At 54.9% G+C, this 15,305-nt stretch carries 12 protein-coding genes and 1 pseudogene; 3 read left to right on the forward strand and 10 right to left on the reverse strand.

Going from position 1 to position 15,305, the window contains the following annotated elements; genetic code table 11:
• Window positions 1–12: 12 nt before the first annotated feature.
• From NK662_RS05380 to NK662_RS05395, 4 genes and pseudogenes are all read right to left on the reverse strand, one after another.
• Window positions 13–1,143 (reverse strand): acyl-CoA dehydrogenase, encoded by a 1,131-nt coding sequence (locus tag NK662_RS05380; protein ID WP_254757872.1) that lies wholly within the window; start codon window positions 1,141–1,143, stop codon window positions 13–15.
• A 76-nt stretch (window positions 1,144–1,219) separates the two neighbouring features.
• A complete protein-coding gene (locus tag NK662_RS05385) occupies window positions 1,220–2,071 on the reverse strand; it encodes a 3-hydroxybutyryl-CoA dehydrogenase (protein WP_254757873.1) in 852 nt (283 codons plus the stop codon).
• A 270-nt stretch (window positions 2,072–2,341) separates the two neighbouring features.
• A pseudogene (locus NK662_RS05390) lies at window positions 2,342–3,535 on the reverse strand (acetyl-CoA C-acetyltransferase); the annotation flags it as partial.
• Between the two features lie 76 nt (window positions 3,536–3,611).
• Complete coding sequence (locus NK662_RS05395) at window positions 3,612–5,705, reverse strand: (Fe-S)-binding protein (protein WP_254757875.1); 2,094 nt, start codon at window positions 5,703–5,705, stop codon at window positions 3,612–3,614.
• Between the two features lie 192 nt (window positions 5,706–5,897).
• Here NK662_RS05395 and cls point away from each other — a divergent pair, with 192 nt between their 5' ends.
• Both cls and uvsE read left to right on the forward strand, forming a co-directional pair.
• Window positions 5,898–7,091, forward strand: a complete 1,194-nt coding sequence (gene cls, locus NK662_RS05400) for a cardiolipin synthase (protein WP_254757876.1) — start codon at window positions 5,898–5,900, stop codon at window positions 7,089–7,091.
• Window positions 7,092–7,102: 11 nt separating this feature from the next.
• The gene (gene uvsE, locus NK662_RS05405) at window positions 7,103–8,056 is read left to right on the forward strand and encodes a UV DNA damage repair endonuclease UvsE (protein WP_254757877.1); all 954 of its coding nucleotides are present in this window, start codon (window positions 7,103–7,105) and stop codon (window positions 8,054–8,056) included.
• Between the two features lie 172 nt (window positions 8,057–8,228).
• On the opposite strand, the gene NK662_RS05410 is transcribed toward uvsE, so the two are convergent.
• The 4 genes from NK662_RS05410 to NK662_RS05425 are packed head-to-tail and all read right to left on the reverse strand — an operon-like array spanning window position 8,229 to window position 11,567.
• A complete protein-coding gene (locus NK662_RS05410) occupies window positions 8,229–8,825 on the reverse strand; it encodes a response regulator transcription factor (protein WP_254757878.1) in 597 nt (198 codons plus the stop codon).
• Window positions 8,822–9,940, reverse strand: coding sequence for a sensor histidine kinase (locus tag NK662_RS05415; RefSeq protein WP_254757879.1), 1,119 nt, complete (start codon window positions 9,938–9,940; stop codon window positions 8,822–8,824). The genes NK662_RS05410 and NK662_RS05415 overlap by 4 nt, the downstream gene beginning before the upstream one ends.
• Window positions 9,940–10,674 (reverse strand): ABC transporter permease, encoded by a 735-nt coding sequence (locus NK662_RS05420; protein WP_254757880.1) that lies wholly within the window; start codon window positions 10,672–10,674, stop codon window positions 9,940–9,942. Before NK662_RS05420 ends, NK662_RS05415 begins: the two co-directional genes overlap by 1 nt.
• A complete protein-coding gene (locus tag NK662_RS05425) occupies window positions 10,671–11,567 on the reverse strand; it encodes an ABC transporter ATP-binding protein (protein ID WP_254757881.1) in 897 nt (298 codons plus the stop codon). The genes NK662_RS05420 and NK662_RS05425 overlap by 4 nt, the downstream gene beginning before the upstream one ends.
• Before the next feature lie 151 nt (window positions 11,568–11,718).
• Here NK662_RS05425 and map point away from each other — a divergent pair, with 151 nt between their 5' ends.
• Window positions 11,719–12,465: a type I methionyl aminopeptidase gene (gene map, locus NK662_RS05430; RefSeq protein WP_254757882.1), complete on the forward strand. Its 747-nt coding sequence runs from the start codon at window positions 11,719–11,721 to the stop codon at window positions 12,463–12,465.
• 155 nt (window positions 12,466–12,620) lie between these two features.
• Here the strand turns inward: map and NK662_RS05435 are convergent, their stop codons facing one another.
• Both NK662_RS05435 and NK662_RS05440 read right to left on the reverse strand, forming a co-directional pair.
• Window positions 12,621–14,201 (reverse strand): hydantoinase/oxoprolinase N-terminal domain-containing protein, encoded by a 1,581-nt coding sequence (locus tag NK662_RS05435; RefSeq protein ID WP_254757883.1) that lies wholly within the window; start codon window positions 14,199–14,201, stop codon window positions 12,621–12,623.
• Window positions 14,201–15,295 carry an S-methyl thiohydantoin desulfurase family protein gene (locus tag NK662_RS05440; protein WP_254757884.1) on the reverse strand — a complete coding sequence of 365 codons (1,095 nt, stop codon included), beginning with the start codon at window positions 15,293–15,295 and terminating at the stop codon, window positions 14,201–14,203. The genes NK662_RS05435 and NK662_RS05440 overlap by 1 nt, the downstream gene beginning before the upstream one ends.
• Window positions 15,296–15,305: the final 10 nt, after the last annotated feature.

A 15,305-nucleotide genomic window follows, 5' to 3' on the forward strand; every position in this document is an offset into this window, starting at 1 on the left:
CTTCATTTCCCCCTATAGTTGCTTGCTGATGACAATACGCTGAATTTCACTTGTGCCCTCGTAAATCTCACATACCTTCGCATCGCGGAAGAAGCGCTCCACCGCATAGTCCTTCGTATAGCCATAGCCGCCAAGCACCTGGATGGCTTCAATGGCCACATGCATGGCTGTTTGGGAAGCGAACAGCTTCGCCATGGAGGCCTCCTTGCCGCACGGGAGCCCCTGCTGGCGGAGGGAAGCTGCCCGGTACACGAGCAGGCGGGATGCCTCGACACCTGTGGCCATGTCTGCCAGCTTGAAGGCGATGCCCTGCTGCGTGTTGATGGGTTTGCCGAATTGATAACGCGTTTTTGCATACTCGTTGGCATCATGCAAGGCAGCCTCGGCAATGCCCAAGGCCTGTGCTCCAATGCCAATCCGTCCTACGTCTAAATTCGACATCGCAATCTTAAAGCCCTGCCCTTCGGCACCCAACAGGTTCTCGGCAGGCACCCTCATATCCTCAAAGGTCAGCTGCACCGTACGGGAGCCGTGCAGCCCCATCTTGTGCTCATCCTTGCCGATGACCAGGCCCGTTGTACCCTTTTCCACGATAAAAGCTGAAATGCCCTTGGTTCCCATTGACGGATTTGTGGAAGCAAACAGAATGTAGGTATCAGCTTCCCCGCCGTTTGTAATGAACACCTTGGAACCATTGACAACGTAGTGGTCACCGTTGCGGACCGCTTTTGTTTTCAGGCTGCCCGCATCCGAACCGGCGCCCGGCTCCGTCAGCGCGAAGGCCCCAAGCATTTCGCCCGCTGCCAGCTTTGGCACATACTTGCACTTTTGCTCCTCCGTCCCAAAGTACAGAATCGGATTCGTGCCGACAGATGTGTGTACGGCTAAAATCACCCCGATGGCCGCACTGACCCGGGACAGCTCATGGATAGCTAAAATATAGGATGTAAAATCCATCCCGGCGCCGCCGTACTCCTCGGGAATTGGGATCCCCATTAAACCAAGCCCACCCATTTTCCGTAAAACCTCACGCGGGAACTCCCCTTGCTCCATCTGCGGCACAAACGGCGCAATCTCCTTCTCCGCAAAATCCCGGACCATTTTCCGCATCATGTCCTGCTCTTCTGTAAGTAGAAAATTCATGTCCATCCCCCATCTAAGTGCTGAAGCGGCTCGTTCGGCAAGCCAGCCGCCCCAGCTGAATCTATTTCCCTAGCAATCACTCATACACATAAAAGCCGCGGCCGCTCTTCTTGCCGAGCCAGCCGGCGCTCACATATTTCCGCAGCAGCGGGCATGGGCGGTATTTGCTGTCGCCTAAGCCCTCGTGCAGCACTTCCATGATATACAGGCACGTATCGAGGCCGATGAAGTCAGCCAGCGTCAGCGGGCCCATCGGATGGTTCATGCCAAGCTTCATGACGTCATCAATGGCTTCCTTCGTTGCCACGCCCTCATATAAAGCATAGATGGCTTCGTTGATCATCGGCAGCAGAATGCGGTTGGAGATGAAGCCAGGGAAGTCATTTACCTCCACCGGTGTTTTGCCGATGTTTTTCGTAATGTCCTCGATGGTCTGATATACCTCATCCGTTGTCGCAAGGCCGCGGATGATTTCCACGAGCTTCATGACCGGCACCGGGTTCATAAAATGCATGCCGATGACCTGCTCCGGACGCTTTGTCACCGCTGCGATTTCCGTAATCGGCAGGGAGGATGTGTTGGTCGCTAAAATGGCATGGGCCGGAGCCAGCTCATCCAGCTGTGCAAAAATTTGCTTCTTAATGTTCATCTGCTCGATGGCCGCCTCAATCACAAGGTCCGCTCCCCGGGCAGCTTCAATATCCAACGTCGGCTGGATGCGGTCCAGCACAGCCTGCTTTTCTTCCTCTGTCATGCGGCCCTTATCCACAGTACGGGACAAATTTTTCGTAATAATGCCAAGGCCGCGGTCGAGCTGCTCCTGCTTCAAGTCCTGCAGCGTGACGCTGTACCCGGCTGCCGCACACACCTGCGCGATACCGGAACCCATTTGACCTGCACCAATCACCAAAATATTTTGTACGCCCATCTTTTCTCCTCCTCTAATTAAGTGCTGAAGCGGCTCGTTCAGCTTGCAGAAAGGAGATTCTGACCGCTAACAGGCGCTGTTTGCCTGTTATGCGGGCAGGTTCTCCCTGGCGGCAAGCTAGCCGCTGAAGCCGGATACCCCTAAGTGCTGAAGCGGCTTGCTCAGCCCCCAGAAGGGGAGGTTCCCCGACCTGAAAGGTGCTGTTTGCCTCTCCGTGTCGGGGGTTCTCCCCTGGCAGGGGGCTAGCCGCTGAAGCCGGATACCCAAAAATTACCGAACCTCAATCATAATCGCGTCGCCCTGGCCGCCGCCGCTACAGATGGAGGCGATGCCGATGCCGCCGCCGCGCTGCTTCAGTGCATGGATCAGGGATACAATGATACGCGCGCCGCTTGCGCCGATTGGATGGCCCATCGCCACCGCGCCGCCGTTGACGTTCACCTTCTCAGGGTCGATGCCTGCCAGTTGGATGCTTGCCAAAGCCACTGCCGCGAATGCTTCGTTGATTTCGAACAGGTCGATCTCCTCTACCTTTTTGCCGGTCTTTTTCAGGAGCTCGTTGATCGCATAGCCCGGTGTCTTCGGGAAGTCCTTGGATTCAATTGCCATGGCTGTGTGGCCCAGGATGGTCGCCAGCGGTGTCCGTCCCTCCACCTGGGCGCGCTCCTCACTCATCAGCACGAGGGCAGCAGCACCGTCGTTAATGCCCGGGGCATTGCCCGCGGTAATCGTGCCGTCCGCGCCAAATGCGGGCTTCAGCTTTGCCAGCTTTTCAATGGAGGTATCCGCACGAGGAGACTCATCATGCAGCACGACAATCGGGTCCCCTTTGCGCTGCGGGATGCTGACCGGCACAATTTCTTCCTCGAACTTGCCTTCCTCACGGGCGGCAACGGCACGCATATGGCTGCGGTAGGACCAGGCATCCTGCTCCTCGCGGGAAATGCCAAGCTCACGGGCTGTATCACTTCCGTACGTTCCCATATGTACGCCGGAGAACGCACAGGTTAGACCATCCGCTATATTCAAATCTTCCACATTGCTGTGGCCCATGCGGTAGCCCCAGCGCGCACCACGTAAAATGTACGGGGAGCTGCTCATGGATTCCATGCCGCCCGCCACGATGACGGACTCTTCCCCGGCGCGGATCAGGGTGTCGGCCAAGGTCACTGCCCGCATGCCGGACGCGCACACTTTGTTCACCGTTTCTGTCTTCACTTCCCACGGAAGCCCTGCCAGGCGCGCTGCCTGCCGGGAAGGAATCTGCCCCTGCCCGCCTTGGATGACCGTGCCGAAGATGACCTCGCCGACCTGGTCAGCCGCCACACCGGCGCGCTCCAGGGCTGCCCCAATGGCCAGACCGCCTAATTCCACCGCCTTCAAATCCTTCAAAGCACCGCCGTACTTGCCGACCGGTGTTCTTGCCGCTCCTACGATTACTGTTTTCCCCATGTTCATATCCCCCTTTAATTGTCGATTGAACGCTCGTTCAGTCCCGTTTCCGGGCAAAGAGGTGCCTCTGCACCTCTTCCCGAAACTCTTATGCGCCGATGACCGCGCGCTCCAGCAGCTCTGCCACGTCCAATGTTTGAATGCTTTCGTCCACTTCCTTCGCCTTCGTGCCGTCGCTCAGCATCGTCAAGCAGTACGGACAGCCGGAGCTGATCACGGACGGGTTGACTGCGATGGCCTGCTCGGTGCGCGCCACGTTAATGCGCGTGCCGGCCGTTTCCTCCATCCACATGAGGCCGCCGCCCGCGCCGCAGCACATGCCGGTATCGCGGTTGCGCTCCATCTCCACAAGGTTCACACCCGGGATGGCCTTCAGGATGCTGCGCGGTGCCTCGTACACCTCGTTGTAGCGGCCGAGGTAGCAGGAATCATGGAATGTGATGGTTTCATTGACTGCATGAGTTGGCTTCAGCTTGCCTTCCTGTACGAGCTGCGCCAGCACCTCTGTATGGTGGAAGACCTCTGCCTGCAGTCCGAAATCCGGATACTCATTTTTGAAAATGTTATAAGCATGCGGGTCGATGGTCACAATCTTCTTCACGCCCGCTTTTTCAAATTCTTCAATGTTCTTCGCCGCAAGATCCTGGAACAGGAACTCATTGCCGAGACGGCGCGGTGTGTCGCCGGAGTTCTTCTCCTTGTTGCCAAGAATCGCAAAGCTTACGCCCGCTTCATTCAGCAGCTTCGCAAACGCCAGCGCGATTTTTTGGCTGCGGCTGTCATAAGAGCCCATGGAGCCGACCCAGAACAAGTACTCGAACTCCTCGCCCTTCTTCTGCATTTCTTTTACTGTCGGAATCACAACATCCTCGCGGGATTCGCGCCAGTCCTCGCGCTCCTTCTTGCTGAGGCCCCACGGGTTGCCCTGGCGCTCGATATTGGTCATCGCGCGCTGCGCTTCCGGATCCATGCTGCCCTCAGTCAGCACGAGGTAACGGCGGAGGTCGATGATTTTATCGACATGCTCATTCATGACCGGGCATTGATCTTCGCAGTTGCGGCATGTTGTACATGCCCAGATTTCCTCTTCCGTGATGACTTCGCCGATCAGACTTGGGCTGTAAGCGACAGCCGCAGCCGTTTCGCTTTGCCCTTTGCCGGCTGCCTGCAGCGCCAGCTGGTTGCCTCTCGTATTGTTGAAAGCAAAAGCCGGTACCCAAGGGGTGCGGGAGGTCACTGCCGCCCCTGTATCAGTGAGATGGTCACGCAATTTTAAAATCAAGTCCATCGGCGACAGCATTTTGCCGGTGCCGGTTGCCGGGCACATATTCGTGCAGCGTCCGCACTCCACGCAGGCGTACAGGTCGATGAGTTGCGTCTGCTTGAAGTCTTCAATGCGGCCGACGCCGAAGGTTTCCTGCGTTTCATCTTCAAAATCGATTTTTTCCAGCTTGCCCGGGTTTGTCAGACGTCCAAGAAAGACGTTGGCCGGACCGGAAATCAAGTGGGCATGCTTGGATTGCGGCACATACACCAGGAAGGTTAACAGGATGACAAGATGCACCCACCAGCAGAAGTAGAAGATGACAGCGCTTGCAGTTGTGCCAAGACCGGACAACACAAAGGAGATGACAGAGGCAATCGGTTCGCCCCATGATGCCGCTTCGCCATGCCAGATGATGCCTGCGCCGTTTCCTAACAGAACGGAAATCATCAGGCCGCCGATAAAGATCAGCACAAGGCCAGATTTAAAATTGCGCTTCAAGCGCACAAGCTTTTCAATGTAGCGGCGGTAAAACGCCCAAAATACTGCAACGAGAATAACTAAGGTGACAATTTCTTGGAAGAAGGTAAAGGCAGGGTAGAGCGGTCCAAGCGGGAGGTGTGATCCAGGTGCAAGGCCTTTCCAGATGAAGTCGATGGCCCCGAATTGGACAAGAATGAAACCGTAGAAAAACATGACGTGCATGATGCCGCTTTTCTTATCCTTCAGCAGCTTCTTCTGTCCGAACACGTTCGTTTTCACGCGGTTCCAGCGTTCCTTCACATTGTTGTCAAACTCGACCTTCTTGCCGAGCCTGATGTAGGCAATGCGGGTTTGGACAAGGTATACGAATAAATAGAGTGCATAGGCTGTAATTCCGAGAAACGCCAGCCAGTTGACGATGAGCCAGCCATTCATGCTGCTTCAACCCCTCTCATTATAGTGTTCATTACAAACTATTCGAAAATCATGTAATTTTCTGAATTGTAATCTACTTCCATTATATAATGAGTGAGCATTCAGTCAACCATTTTGTTGTACGGCACGAATGAATTTTTTTCGACAAAGCGGCAGAAACTAGGGAGACCAGTGTACAGGGGGGAAAACACGATGACGGTTTTTCTTCTCGTGTTGCTGCTGTTCATCGCCTGGCTGCCGGTGGATTTCTGGCTGGGGCGCAGACGGCAGCTGAAGCGCGTGAGACAGCGGGCCTTTCCGCGGCGCAAAAGTGATTTTCGGCTTTATACATACGGCAAGATGTTATATAGGGATCTATTTGCTGATATAGAACAAGCAAAGGACCATATTCATATTTTATTTTTCATCGTAAAGAATGATGCAGTCAGCCAGCGTTTTCTTCAGCTTTTAATGAAAAAGGCACAGGAAGGCGTGGAGGTGCGCCTGCTGCTTGACCGGGTCGGCAGCCATCTGCTGTCGCGCAAATCCATCAGGGAGCTGCGGCGTGCCGGCGTCCATTTTGCTTTCTGCCACAACCCGCGCTTTCCCTACTTCTTTTACAGCATCAATCAGCGCAATCATCGGAAAATTACGGTCATTGACGGAAAAATCGGCTATGTGGGCGGCTTTAACATCGGAGAAGAATATCTCGGGAACGATCCAAAGCTCGGCAACTGGCGGGACTATCATCTGCGCCTGACCGGCGAGGGCGTCCAGGATTTGCAGACGCAATTTCTGCATGATTGGCGGGATGATACGAAGGAGAATTTGCTCAGGGAATCGAGGTACTTCCCGCCGCTTTTGCCGGGCGCGGTAGAGCACTATTTTGTCCCCACGGACGGCGCGTATCTGCAGCAGACCTTTCTGGATTTGATTGAAATGGCCCAGCATGATATTTATATCGGCACCCCTTACTTCATCCCCGGCAAGCGTCTCATGGATGCGCTTATTCAGGCAGCGCAGCGCGGTGTGCGGATTGCGGTGCTCGTGCCGAAAAAATCAGACCATCCCTTGGTCCGTGAGGCCAAGTTCCCGTATATGCGGCAACTGCTGCGGGAGGGCTGCGACGTGTACGAGTTCTTGAACGGCTTTTTTCACGCAAAAATCTTTATTGTCGATGGCCACATCTGTGATATCGGAACGGCCAACTTTGATTTGCGCAGCCTCTATATCAATCATGAAATGAACTGCATCATGCAAGACTCCTCCTTTTTTGCCGCCATCAAAAAAGAGGTGGATGAGGATTTGGAAGCCTCCCGCAAGCTTACCCTGGAGGACGTTGAGAGACTGTCCTTTGGCGAGCGGCTGAAGGAGAAAATCGGCACAATCATCGCATTCTTTTTATAGGGGGAATTCCATTGAGAATCCGCTTTGGTTATGTATCGCATGCACTCACGCTCTGGGAATGCACACCGGCGAAGACGCTGACGTTCACACGCTGGAAGCAGATGGAGAAGGAGGAACGGGAACGGAAGCTGTACGAGGTTACCGCTTTGAATTTACAGAGCACAAGACGAATTCTATATTACAATATTGCCCAGGAAATTCAAATGTACCGCATGTCCTCCTCACTCGTGCCGCTTGCGACCCATCCGGAGGTGGACTTCGACTATATCGGCCTGTTCCGGGAGCAGTGGAAGGAGCTTGGCGATATTGTCAGGCAGAACAACATGCGGGTCAGCATGCATCCGAATCAGTTCACCCTGTTCACCAGCGACAAACCGCATATTACCGAAAATGCTGTGTTGGATATGGAATACCACTATAGCATTCTCGAAGCGATGGGTGTGCAGGATCGAGGAAATCTGAACATTCATGTCGGCGGTGCCTACGGAGATAAAAGCGCGGCAGTTGAGCGGTTCCATGAAAATATCAAACAGCTGCCAGCGCATGTGAAGGCGCGCATGACGCTGGAGAATGATGATAAAACGTACACGACTGCGGAGACTCTCGCTGTCTGCCAGCGCCATACGATTCCGCTTGTATTCGACTATCACCACCACATGGCCAACCCCGGTGAAGAACCGTTGGAGGAGCTGCTGCCGCAGGTGTTTGACACCTGGGAGCATTTCGGCGTCGTCCCGAAGGTGCACCTCTCCTCGCCGCGCTCCGAAAAAGAATTCCGCGCCCACGCGGATTATGTGGCCCTGGAGTTCATCAAGCCGTTCCTTACACTGGCCAAATCGCTGGGGCGCGACTTCGATGTCATGCTCGAAAGCAAGCAAAAGGACAAAGCCCTGCTCCAGCTGATGGAGGACATCGGCAAGCTGCGGGGGTACAAGCGGGTGCGCGGGGCGGAGATTGAGCTGTAGAGACTTTCCTCTGCGGGCTTTCCTACAATTCAGAAGAGCTTTCCTACAATTCGCATGGATTCCCGACACTCCCGCGGATTTTCCTACAATTCAGAAGAGCTTTCCTACAATTCGCGGGCTGCTTCCTACAATTCAGAAAAGCTTTCCTACAATTCGCGAAGGCTGCCCCACATTATATCCAGCCCTTCTCCTCCGCCGCCGCAATCGCCTCAATGCGGTTGCGCACGCGGAGCTTGTTCAGCACCTCCGACATATAATTTCGGACGGTGCCCGGGGAGAGGTAGAGGGTCTTGGCAATTTCGTTCGTGGTCTTTCCTTCCTTCGCCAGCAGAAGGACGTCGCGCTCCCGGTCGGTCAGCGGGTTTCCCTCCTGCCACATGCCGAACATAAGGTCCGGGGAGATTTCCCGTTTGCCCTTCATGACGCTGCGGATGCTTTCCGCCAGCTCGTCGCTCGGGCTGTCCTTCAGCAGGTACCCGTGCACACCGGCCTTCATCGCCCGCTCAAAGTAGCCGGGACGGGCAAAGGTGGTCAGAATCATGACCTTACAAGCGGCGCCCTGCAGCTGCTCCGCCACCTCCAGCCCGCTCATCACGGGCATCTCAATATCCAGCAGGCACACATCGGGCTGTAGCGCCCGAATTAAGCGAAGCGCCTCCTGCCCGTTCTCAGCCTGGCCAATCACTTCAATATCTTCTTCAAAATCCAGCAAGGCCCCGAGCGCGCCCCGGAGCATCCGCTGGTCCTCGGCAATGATGATCCGAATCATGTTGCCACCTCCTGCTTCTGTTTGATGACAAGGGGAAGGGCAATACGGACTGTCGTTCCCTTGCCGGTAAACTGGAATGCAGCCCGGCCCTCCAGCAAAGCAAGGCGCTCCTCGATGCCCTTCAGGCCGTTTCCTGAGCCATCCGACTCCGCCAAGCCCCTCCCGTTGTCCCGGACCTCCATCACAATTTCTCCGCCCGCTTCCTTCAGCGAGATGGAGCAGTGATCCGCCCGGCTGTGCTTCACCACATTGGTGACAGCTTCCCGCAGGCACATGCCCAGAATATTTTGCATCAGCGGCGGCAGCGGCCGCTCCTCCACCTCACAGGAAAGGGAGATGCCCGCAGCCTCCAGGATCGCCCGTACCTGAACCATTTCCTCAGGAATGGTCACGGCCCGCATATCCGAAATGAGCTCGCGCACCTGCCGCAGGGCCGAGCGGGCGGTCTTCCCGACTTCCCGGGCCTCCTGCTGGGCGCGCGCCGCATCCCGCACCGCCAGCTTTTCAATGAGCTGGCTTTTCAAAGCAATGAGGGAGAGGGTGTGCCCCAGGGTATCGTGCAAATCCCGGGCAATGCGCTGCCGCTCCTCCCGTTTCACCAGTACCTCAATCTGCGCGTTGGCCTCGTTCAGCTGCCGGCGCAGCTCCTGCTGCTTCATGGCTGCCTGCGTGGCAAACGGGAACAGTAGGCTCAAAATAACCGGCGGCATCAGATTCCACAGGTCATCCTGATTCAGGCGGTCCAGCGCGAAGAACATGCTGAGCGCATTGCCAAGCGCCAACACCGCCAGCAGGCTGATAAATTGCCGGCGGCTTTTGATCATGCCGATGAAATTGGAGGCATAGAAGCCCATATACATATAATTGGGGTCATACGCGAACACAAAAATATAGACGATGAGCATTTGCAGCAGCACAAGCGGCACATACCACTTCTCTGCATAGTACAGCTGCCGGTACACCACCAGGAAGACCGCAAGCATCGCATAGCCTGCCACCATTTTCAGCGGGGGCTCCAGCTGCAGATAATGAACGGGAAATGCTAAATAAATAAGCCAGAAAAGCGGGAAGTACCCGTACTTTTCTGGAAAGAGACGCCATTTCTTTCCTGCCATCAAATCGCTTCCTGTCTTTTTCTGATATACAGGGACATTACGACAAATACCAGCAAATATCCTGCCAAAACGACCATGCTTTGCAGATCCGGCGCTTTGCCGGCCGCAATATTCCAGGCGCCGTGCCCGAAGCGGTAGGTCGGCAGCCACTCGCCGATTTTCTGCAGTGTCTTTGGAAATATTTCAATCGGCATCCACAAACCGCCGAGGACGGACATGCACAGATAGAGAATGCTGGAGATGGCTGCGGCGGTATCAATCTTTTTCATTAAACCGATGATAGTGCCCAGCGCCAAAAATGGGACAGCCGCAAGAATAATCCAAAGTCCGGCGGAAAGCCACTGCCAAGCACTCAGCTCGACATCATTGATGAGAAAGCCTGCCAGAAAAATTACAATGACAGACAGGGCATTGATGAAGGTTTGAGCAATCATTTTCGCCGTCAGATAGGCGCCCGCGGGCAGTGGTGTGATGCGCAGCTGCTTCGTCCAGCCGAAGCTTTGCTCCTGCACAAGCCGGATGCCCAGCACGTTAAAGGCGCTGCCGATCACACTGAAGGCGGCCATGGAGATCATATACTGCGCCTGCCATGCCTTCGTGTCCGGCGCGTTGTTCACCACGTTTGTAAAGATATAATAGAACAGAATCGGCATCATGAGAGATGCGATAATGAAGCGGCGGTTGCGCACCGTCCGCAGCAGCTCAATTTTACATTGCATCAAAAATCCGTTCATGCGATCTCCTCCCGTTTCATGAGCACTTCAAACACTTCATCCAGACTTCCGTTCTCAATGGCAATATCATGCACAGGCAGATTGCGGCTGAAGATGTCCCGCAGCACCGCATCCGTATCCGTCGTTGTCACCGTCATGCGGCTGCCCTGTGTGCTGACGCCTTTTACATGCGGCAGGGCTGTCAGCGCGTCCACAGCCAGTATGCCGTCAGCCGTAAAGGATACCGACCGGTGCGTCAAGGAAGCCTTCATCTCCTCCGGCGTGCCGTCCGCAATCACCTTGCCGGCGGACATGAGGATGACCCGGTCAGCGACATGCTCTGCCTCCTCCAAGTAGTGCGTTGTTAAAATAATCGTTTTTCCTCTTTTCGTCAGCCTATGGATACTTTCCCAAAATAGCTTCCGTGAGGTAATGTCCATGCCCACTGTCGGCTCATCGAGAAACAGCAAATCCGGATCTCCCGCCAGCGCGATGGCAAAGCCAAGCCGGCGCTTCTGGCCGCCCGACAGGCTGTCAGCCCGCTTCTTCTGCTCCCCCTGTAAGCCGGACCACTCCAACAGCCGCTCCTTGGACATCGGATGGGAATAGTAGCTGCGGAACAAATCCAAGGTTTCGCCCACTGTAATGCCGTCAATGACGCTGACCTCCTGCAGCATTGCTCCCAGCTGGTCCCGCGCCGCCATGCTTTTTGGCGGCTGGCCGCCCAGCCGGATGTGCCCCGCTGATGGGTCAAGCAGCCCCAGCATCATCGAAATCAGCGTCGTTTTCCCTGCCCCGTTCGGTCCCAGGATGGCTGTGACACTTCCCTTTTGTATAGTGAACGATATACCGTCTACCGCTTTCTTATCCTTGAACTGCTTCGTAACACCCTTCACTTCGATCATGTTCATCATCCTCCTGTTTTCATTGTATGAAATTCCCTTTTTCGGCTGCAGTATGGGATGTCATGAATGTGGGGTGACAATTGTCATGTGCTTTGAACATTCCCGCAAAAAGTGATACCATTTAAAGAAAACATTTATTCGTACAGAAAGTGGGTTTCTCATGATTATTCAGAACGAACAAGAGCTGGAAGCGCTGCGGAAAATCGGCCGCATTGTGGCGCTGGCGCGCGAGGAGATGCGGGCTGCAGCGAAGCCGGGCATGACAACAAAGGAATTGGATCTCATCGGCAAGCGTGTGCTGGACGAGCACGGGGCTGTCTCTGCACCGGAAAAGGAATATGACTTCCCAGGCGTAACCTGCATCAGCGTGAACGAAGAGGTGGCGCACGGCATTCCGGGTGACCGCGTCATACAGGACGGCGACCTGGTGAATATTGATATCTCTGCGGCATTGGATGGCTTTTATGCGGACACAGGCATTTCCTTCGTCGTGGGGCAAAGCGATGACCTGAAGGAGCGCCTGTGCAAGGCTGCCGAGGACGCGTTCTGGGCAGCGATGAAGAAGGTGAAGGCGGGAGCGAAGCGCAACCAGATCGGCCGCGCCGTGTTCAACGAAGCCCGCAAAAGCGGCTTCAACGTGATCGAAAATCTGACGGGCCACGGCATCGGCCGCAGCCTGCATGAGGCGCCGGAGCACATCTTCAACTACTTCGAGCCGCGTGACACCGTCCTCCTGAAGGACGGACTCGTGCTGGCGGTGGAACCGTTTGTCTCCGCGAAGGCCGATCATATCGTGGAGTCCGGCGACGGCTGGACGTTCATCACGCCGGACAAGAGCCTGGTGGCGCAGTGTGAGCATACGATCGTGGTGACAAAAGGCGAGCCAATCATTTTGACGGCGCTATAAGAAATGAACAAAAGGGACTGACTCTGATCAGTCCCTTTTGTTCGGTATGAGAAGTTTTATCCGACACTTTTTTCATTTCATCTGCAAATTCCCTAGATTTATCTACAACATTTTTTCATTTATACGCAAAAAGGGGCCGAATTGGCCCCTTTCTATTACACTACCTCTGTTTCTTCTACCTTGGCCAGGGCACCTGCCGCCTTCACTCGAATGCGGGTGGCGTTCCCCGGCAGATAGGCAAGCGGTACATCTTCTATGTCCACAACCACCAGCTGATCAGGATCAGCGCCTGCCTTGATTGCCTCATTTCTGGCTTCCTGCTTTGCCATCTCAAGCGCTTTCTCCCGGCCAAGCTCCTGCAGGGAATATACGCGCTCCACCTGGCCGCTGACCTGCGAGATGGCTGCGCCAATCGCATTTGCGACACCAAAATAGTTCGGCCGGATGACTTCAGAGGCACCCTTCAGCTCGTCGGGCAGCAAAATGCTTCCGCCGCCCACCAGAATGACTGGTACGGGAGCTGCACTCGTCTTCATTTTATCAATGGCCTGCTCCACATGGTTCACCAGCTCTGCATACACCTTTTCTAGTACACTCTTATCCAGGTGAGCCACCTTGGCAGGGTCACCAAGCTGCACTTTTCCAAGCCCGACCGCAACGTCAGTAGCCGTTAACGTGTCACCCCCAAAAATCAAACCCTTCTCCGGCAGCTGATAGCCGACGCTGTCAGGCCCGATCGTGAATGCCCCGTCTTCCCCTACACGGATAATGGTCCCCCCGCCAAGACCGATGGAGATCAAATCTGGCATCCGGAAGTTCGTACGGGCTCCGCCAATTTCAACGGCAAGCGAGGACTCCCTTGGGAAGGAGTGGATAAGTACTCCGATGTCGGTCGTGGTTCCTCCTACGTCAACGACAATGGCATCGGACGTATTGCTCAGATAGGATGCGCCGCGAAGTGAGTTTGTCGGGCCGCAGGCAATGGTAAAAATCGGATATTTCACCGCGTATTCTACAGACATGAGCGTGCCATCGTTCTGCCCGAAGAATACTCTTGCCTCAATTCCTTCATTCTTCAAGGCCTCGATGAACCCGTCTGCGGTTGTCTTTGCCACATTGACGACAGCAGCATTCAGAATGGTGGCATTCTCCCGCTCCAGCAGTCCCACGCTGCCGATCTCTGAAGAAAGGGAAACAGGTATATGCTCTCCCAGCACCTCCTGCAGGATTTCAGCAGCCCGTGCCTCATGTCCGCGGGACACAGGGGAGAATACGGAAGTAACTGCCACCGAGTTCACCTTTCCCTTAATCTCGTAAGCAATGCGGTACAAATCCGTCTCATCCAGCTTGGTGATCTCCCGGCCGTCAAATTCATGCCCGCCTCTTACAATGTAGACGTACTGGCCCAGCTTCTCGCGGAGGTCATCCGGCACCCCAATTAATGGCTTCACCGCCAATGTGGCCGGCGCACCGATGCGAATGACGGCAATCTCATTCAGCCTTTTGCGCTCCACAATCGCATTTGTGCAGTGAGTGGTCCCCAGCATGGCGTATTTAATCTGGTTTCTGGGCACTTGCCCCTGTTGAATGACTGCCTTCATGGCATGAAAAATTCCTGTGCTGACATCAGCAGAGGTTGCTGCCTTTGTTTCAGCAATGACCTGATTATTTTCATCAAGCAAAACCGCATCCGTATGCGTTCCTCCGACATCAATGCCGATTCTGTAGATGCTCATCAGGCGTTCACTCCTTTCTTTACAAGCTCTTCAAGCGGCGTATACTCCACCTCATAGCCGAAATACTTAGGGCCGCACGTTTCAATGCCCTTTTCTGTCCTCCACTTCGGATGGCACGGAATGCCGACGACGACACAGCGGGCGCCATAGCGCAGACCCTCGGTTGTGATTGGAAGTCCTGTCTCCGCATCAAGAACAGCAATCAAGTCAGGCGTGACACAGACGAGCCGGTTCTCTGTTTGCGCAATCAAGTGCTCATTTTGGAATCTCAGCTCCAATGTCTCGCCCTTGTAATCGAGCATCCCTTCAATTTTTGCGGTGCCCCGGGCAAAGCCTGTTTCTGTCTTCCGGTTCACGTCAACGACCTTTCCCTTAAAGAGCTCAAACCCGTTTGTCAGCGCCAGCACTTCCCGGATCGGATCCACATTATTCTGCTTCGCCAGGCGGATGGAACGTCCGATTTCCTCCTCCAGCTGCAGAATGTCATGAATGCCGCTGTCCTTCAAATTGCGGCCTGTCATCGGGTAGATGGCCATCATGACGGAGCCGCCTTTTTGAATCGTTGCATTGCGGGCAATCCGTTCTGCCCAGAGGTTGTCAATCGTGTTCAACAGTGTTGTATTACCCTTCTCATCCGCAATTACCATAGGAGTTGCTGAAATGCCATCCAGGTAAAACGTGACCATCTGCAGCTCCGGAAAGGCTCTTCCCATTCCATCCACGTCTACAACCGGAAGACCCAGACGGGCCGCCAGTGCCAGCGGCAGCATGGAATTGATGCCCCCTGCCTCAATCGGCATAGTTGCATAAATCTTTTTTCCCAGGTACTTTTCCAGAATCTCAAAGGTCTTGAACGCCTCATCACCGCTCGGCGCTTTCTCGACCATAACGGTTGGAGCACCCATCATCCCGGATGGGACAACAAGTGCATCATCCGGAATCTCGTCAACAGACAGCACTTGAATCGGGCCGCATTCCTCGATGGCCTGAAGGGCCATGAGCTTGCCGATGTACGGGTCACCGCCGCCTCCTGTTCCCAATAGTGCTGCGCCGACAGCAATGTCCTCTATTTCCTGTTTTCCTAAGTACCGCATCAAAGGTCCC

Origin of the sequence: Ectobacillus ponti (genome assembly GCF_024294785.1) — a bacterium.
Classification (GTDB): Bacteria; Bacillota; Bacilli; order Bacillales; family Bacillaceae_G; genus Ectobacillus; species Ectobacillus ponti.

Coding starts and splice junctions, on each gene's coding strand:
- NK662_RS05440 (WP_254757884.1), bottom strand. CDS start 15,295: ATGCGGTACTTAGGAAAACAGGAAATAGAGGACATTGCTGTCGGCGCA.
- cls (WP_254757876.1), top strand. CDS start 5,898: ATGACGGTTTTTCTTCTCGTGTTGCTGCTGTTCATCGCCTGGCTGCCG.
- NK662_RS05420 (WP_254757880.1), bottom strand. CDS start 10,674: ATGAACGGATTTTTGATGCAATGTAAAATTGAGCTGCTGCGGACGGTG.
- NK662_RS05425 (WP_254757881.1), bottom strand. CDS start 11,567: ATGATGAACATGATCGAAGTGAAGGGTGTTACGAAGCAGTTCAAGGAT.
- NK662_RS05415 (WP_254757879.1), bottom strand. CDS start 9,940: ATGGCAGGAAAGAAATGGCGTCTCTTTCCAGAAAAGTACGGGTACTTC.
- NK662_RS05385 (WP_254757873.1), bottom strand. CDS start 2,071: ATGGGCGTACAAAATATTTTGGTGATTGGTGCAGGTCAAATGGGTTCC.
- map (WP_254757882.1), top strand. CDS start 11,719: ATGATTATTCAGAACGAACAAGAGCTGGAAGCGCTGCGGAAAATCGGC.
- NK662_RS05435 (WP_254757883.1), bottom strand. CDS start 14,201: ATGAGCATCTACAGAATCGGCATTGATGTCGGAGGAACGCATACGGAT.
- NK662_RS05395 (WP_254757875.1), bottom strand. CDS start 5,705: ATGAATGGCTGGCTCATCGTCAACTGGCTGGCGTTTCTCGGAATTACA.
- NK662_RS05380 (WP_254757872.1), bottom strand. CDS start 1,143: ATGAATTTTCTACTTACAGAAGAGCAGGACATGATGCGGAAAATGGTC.
- NK662_RS05410 (WP_254757878.1), bottom strand. CDS start 8,825: ATGATTCGGATCATCATTGCCGAGGACCAGCGGATGCTCCGGGGCGCG.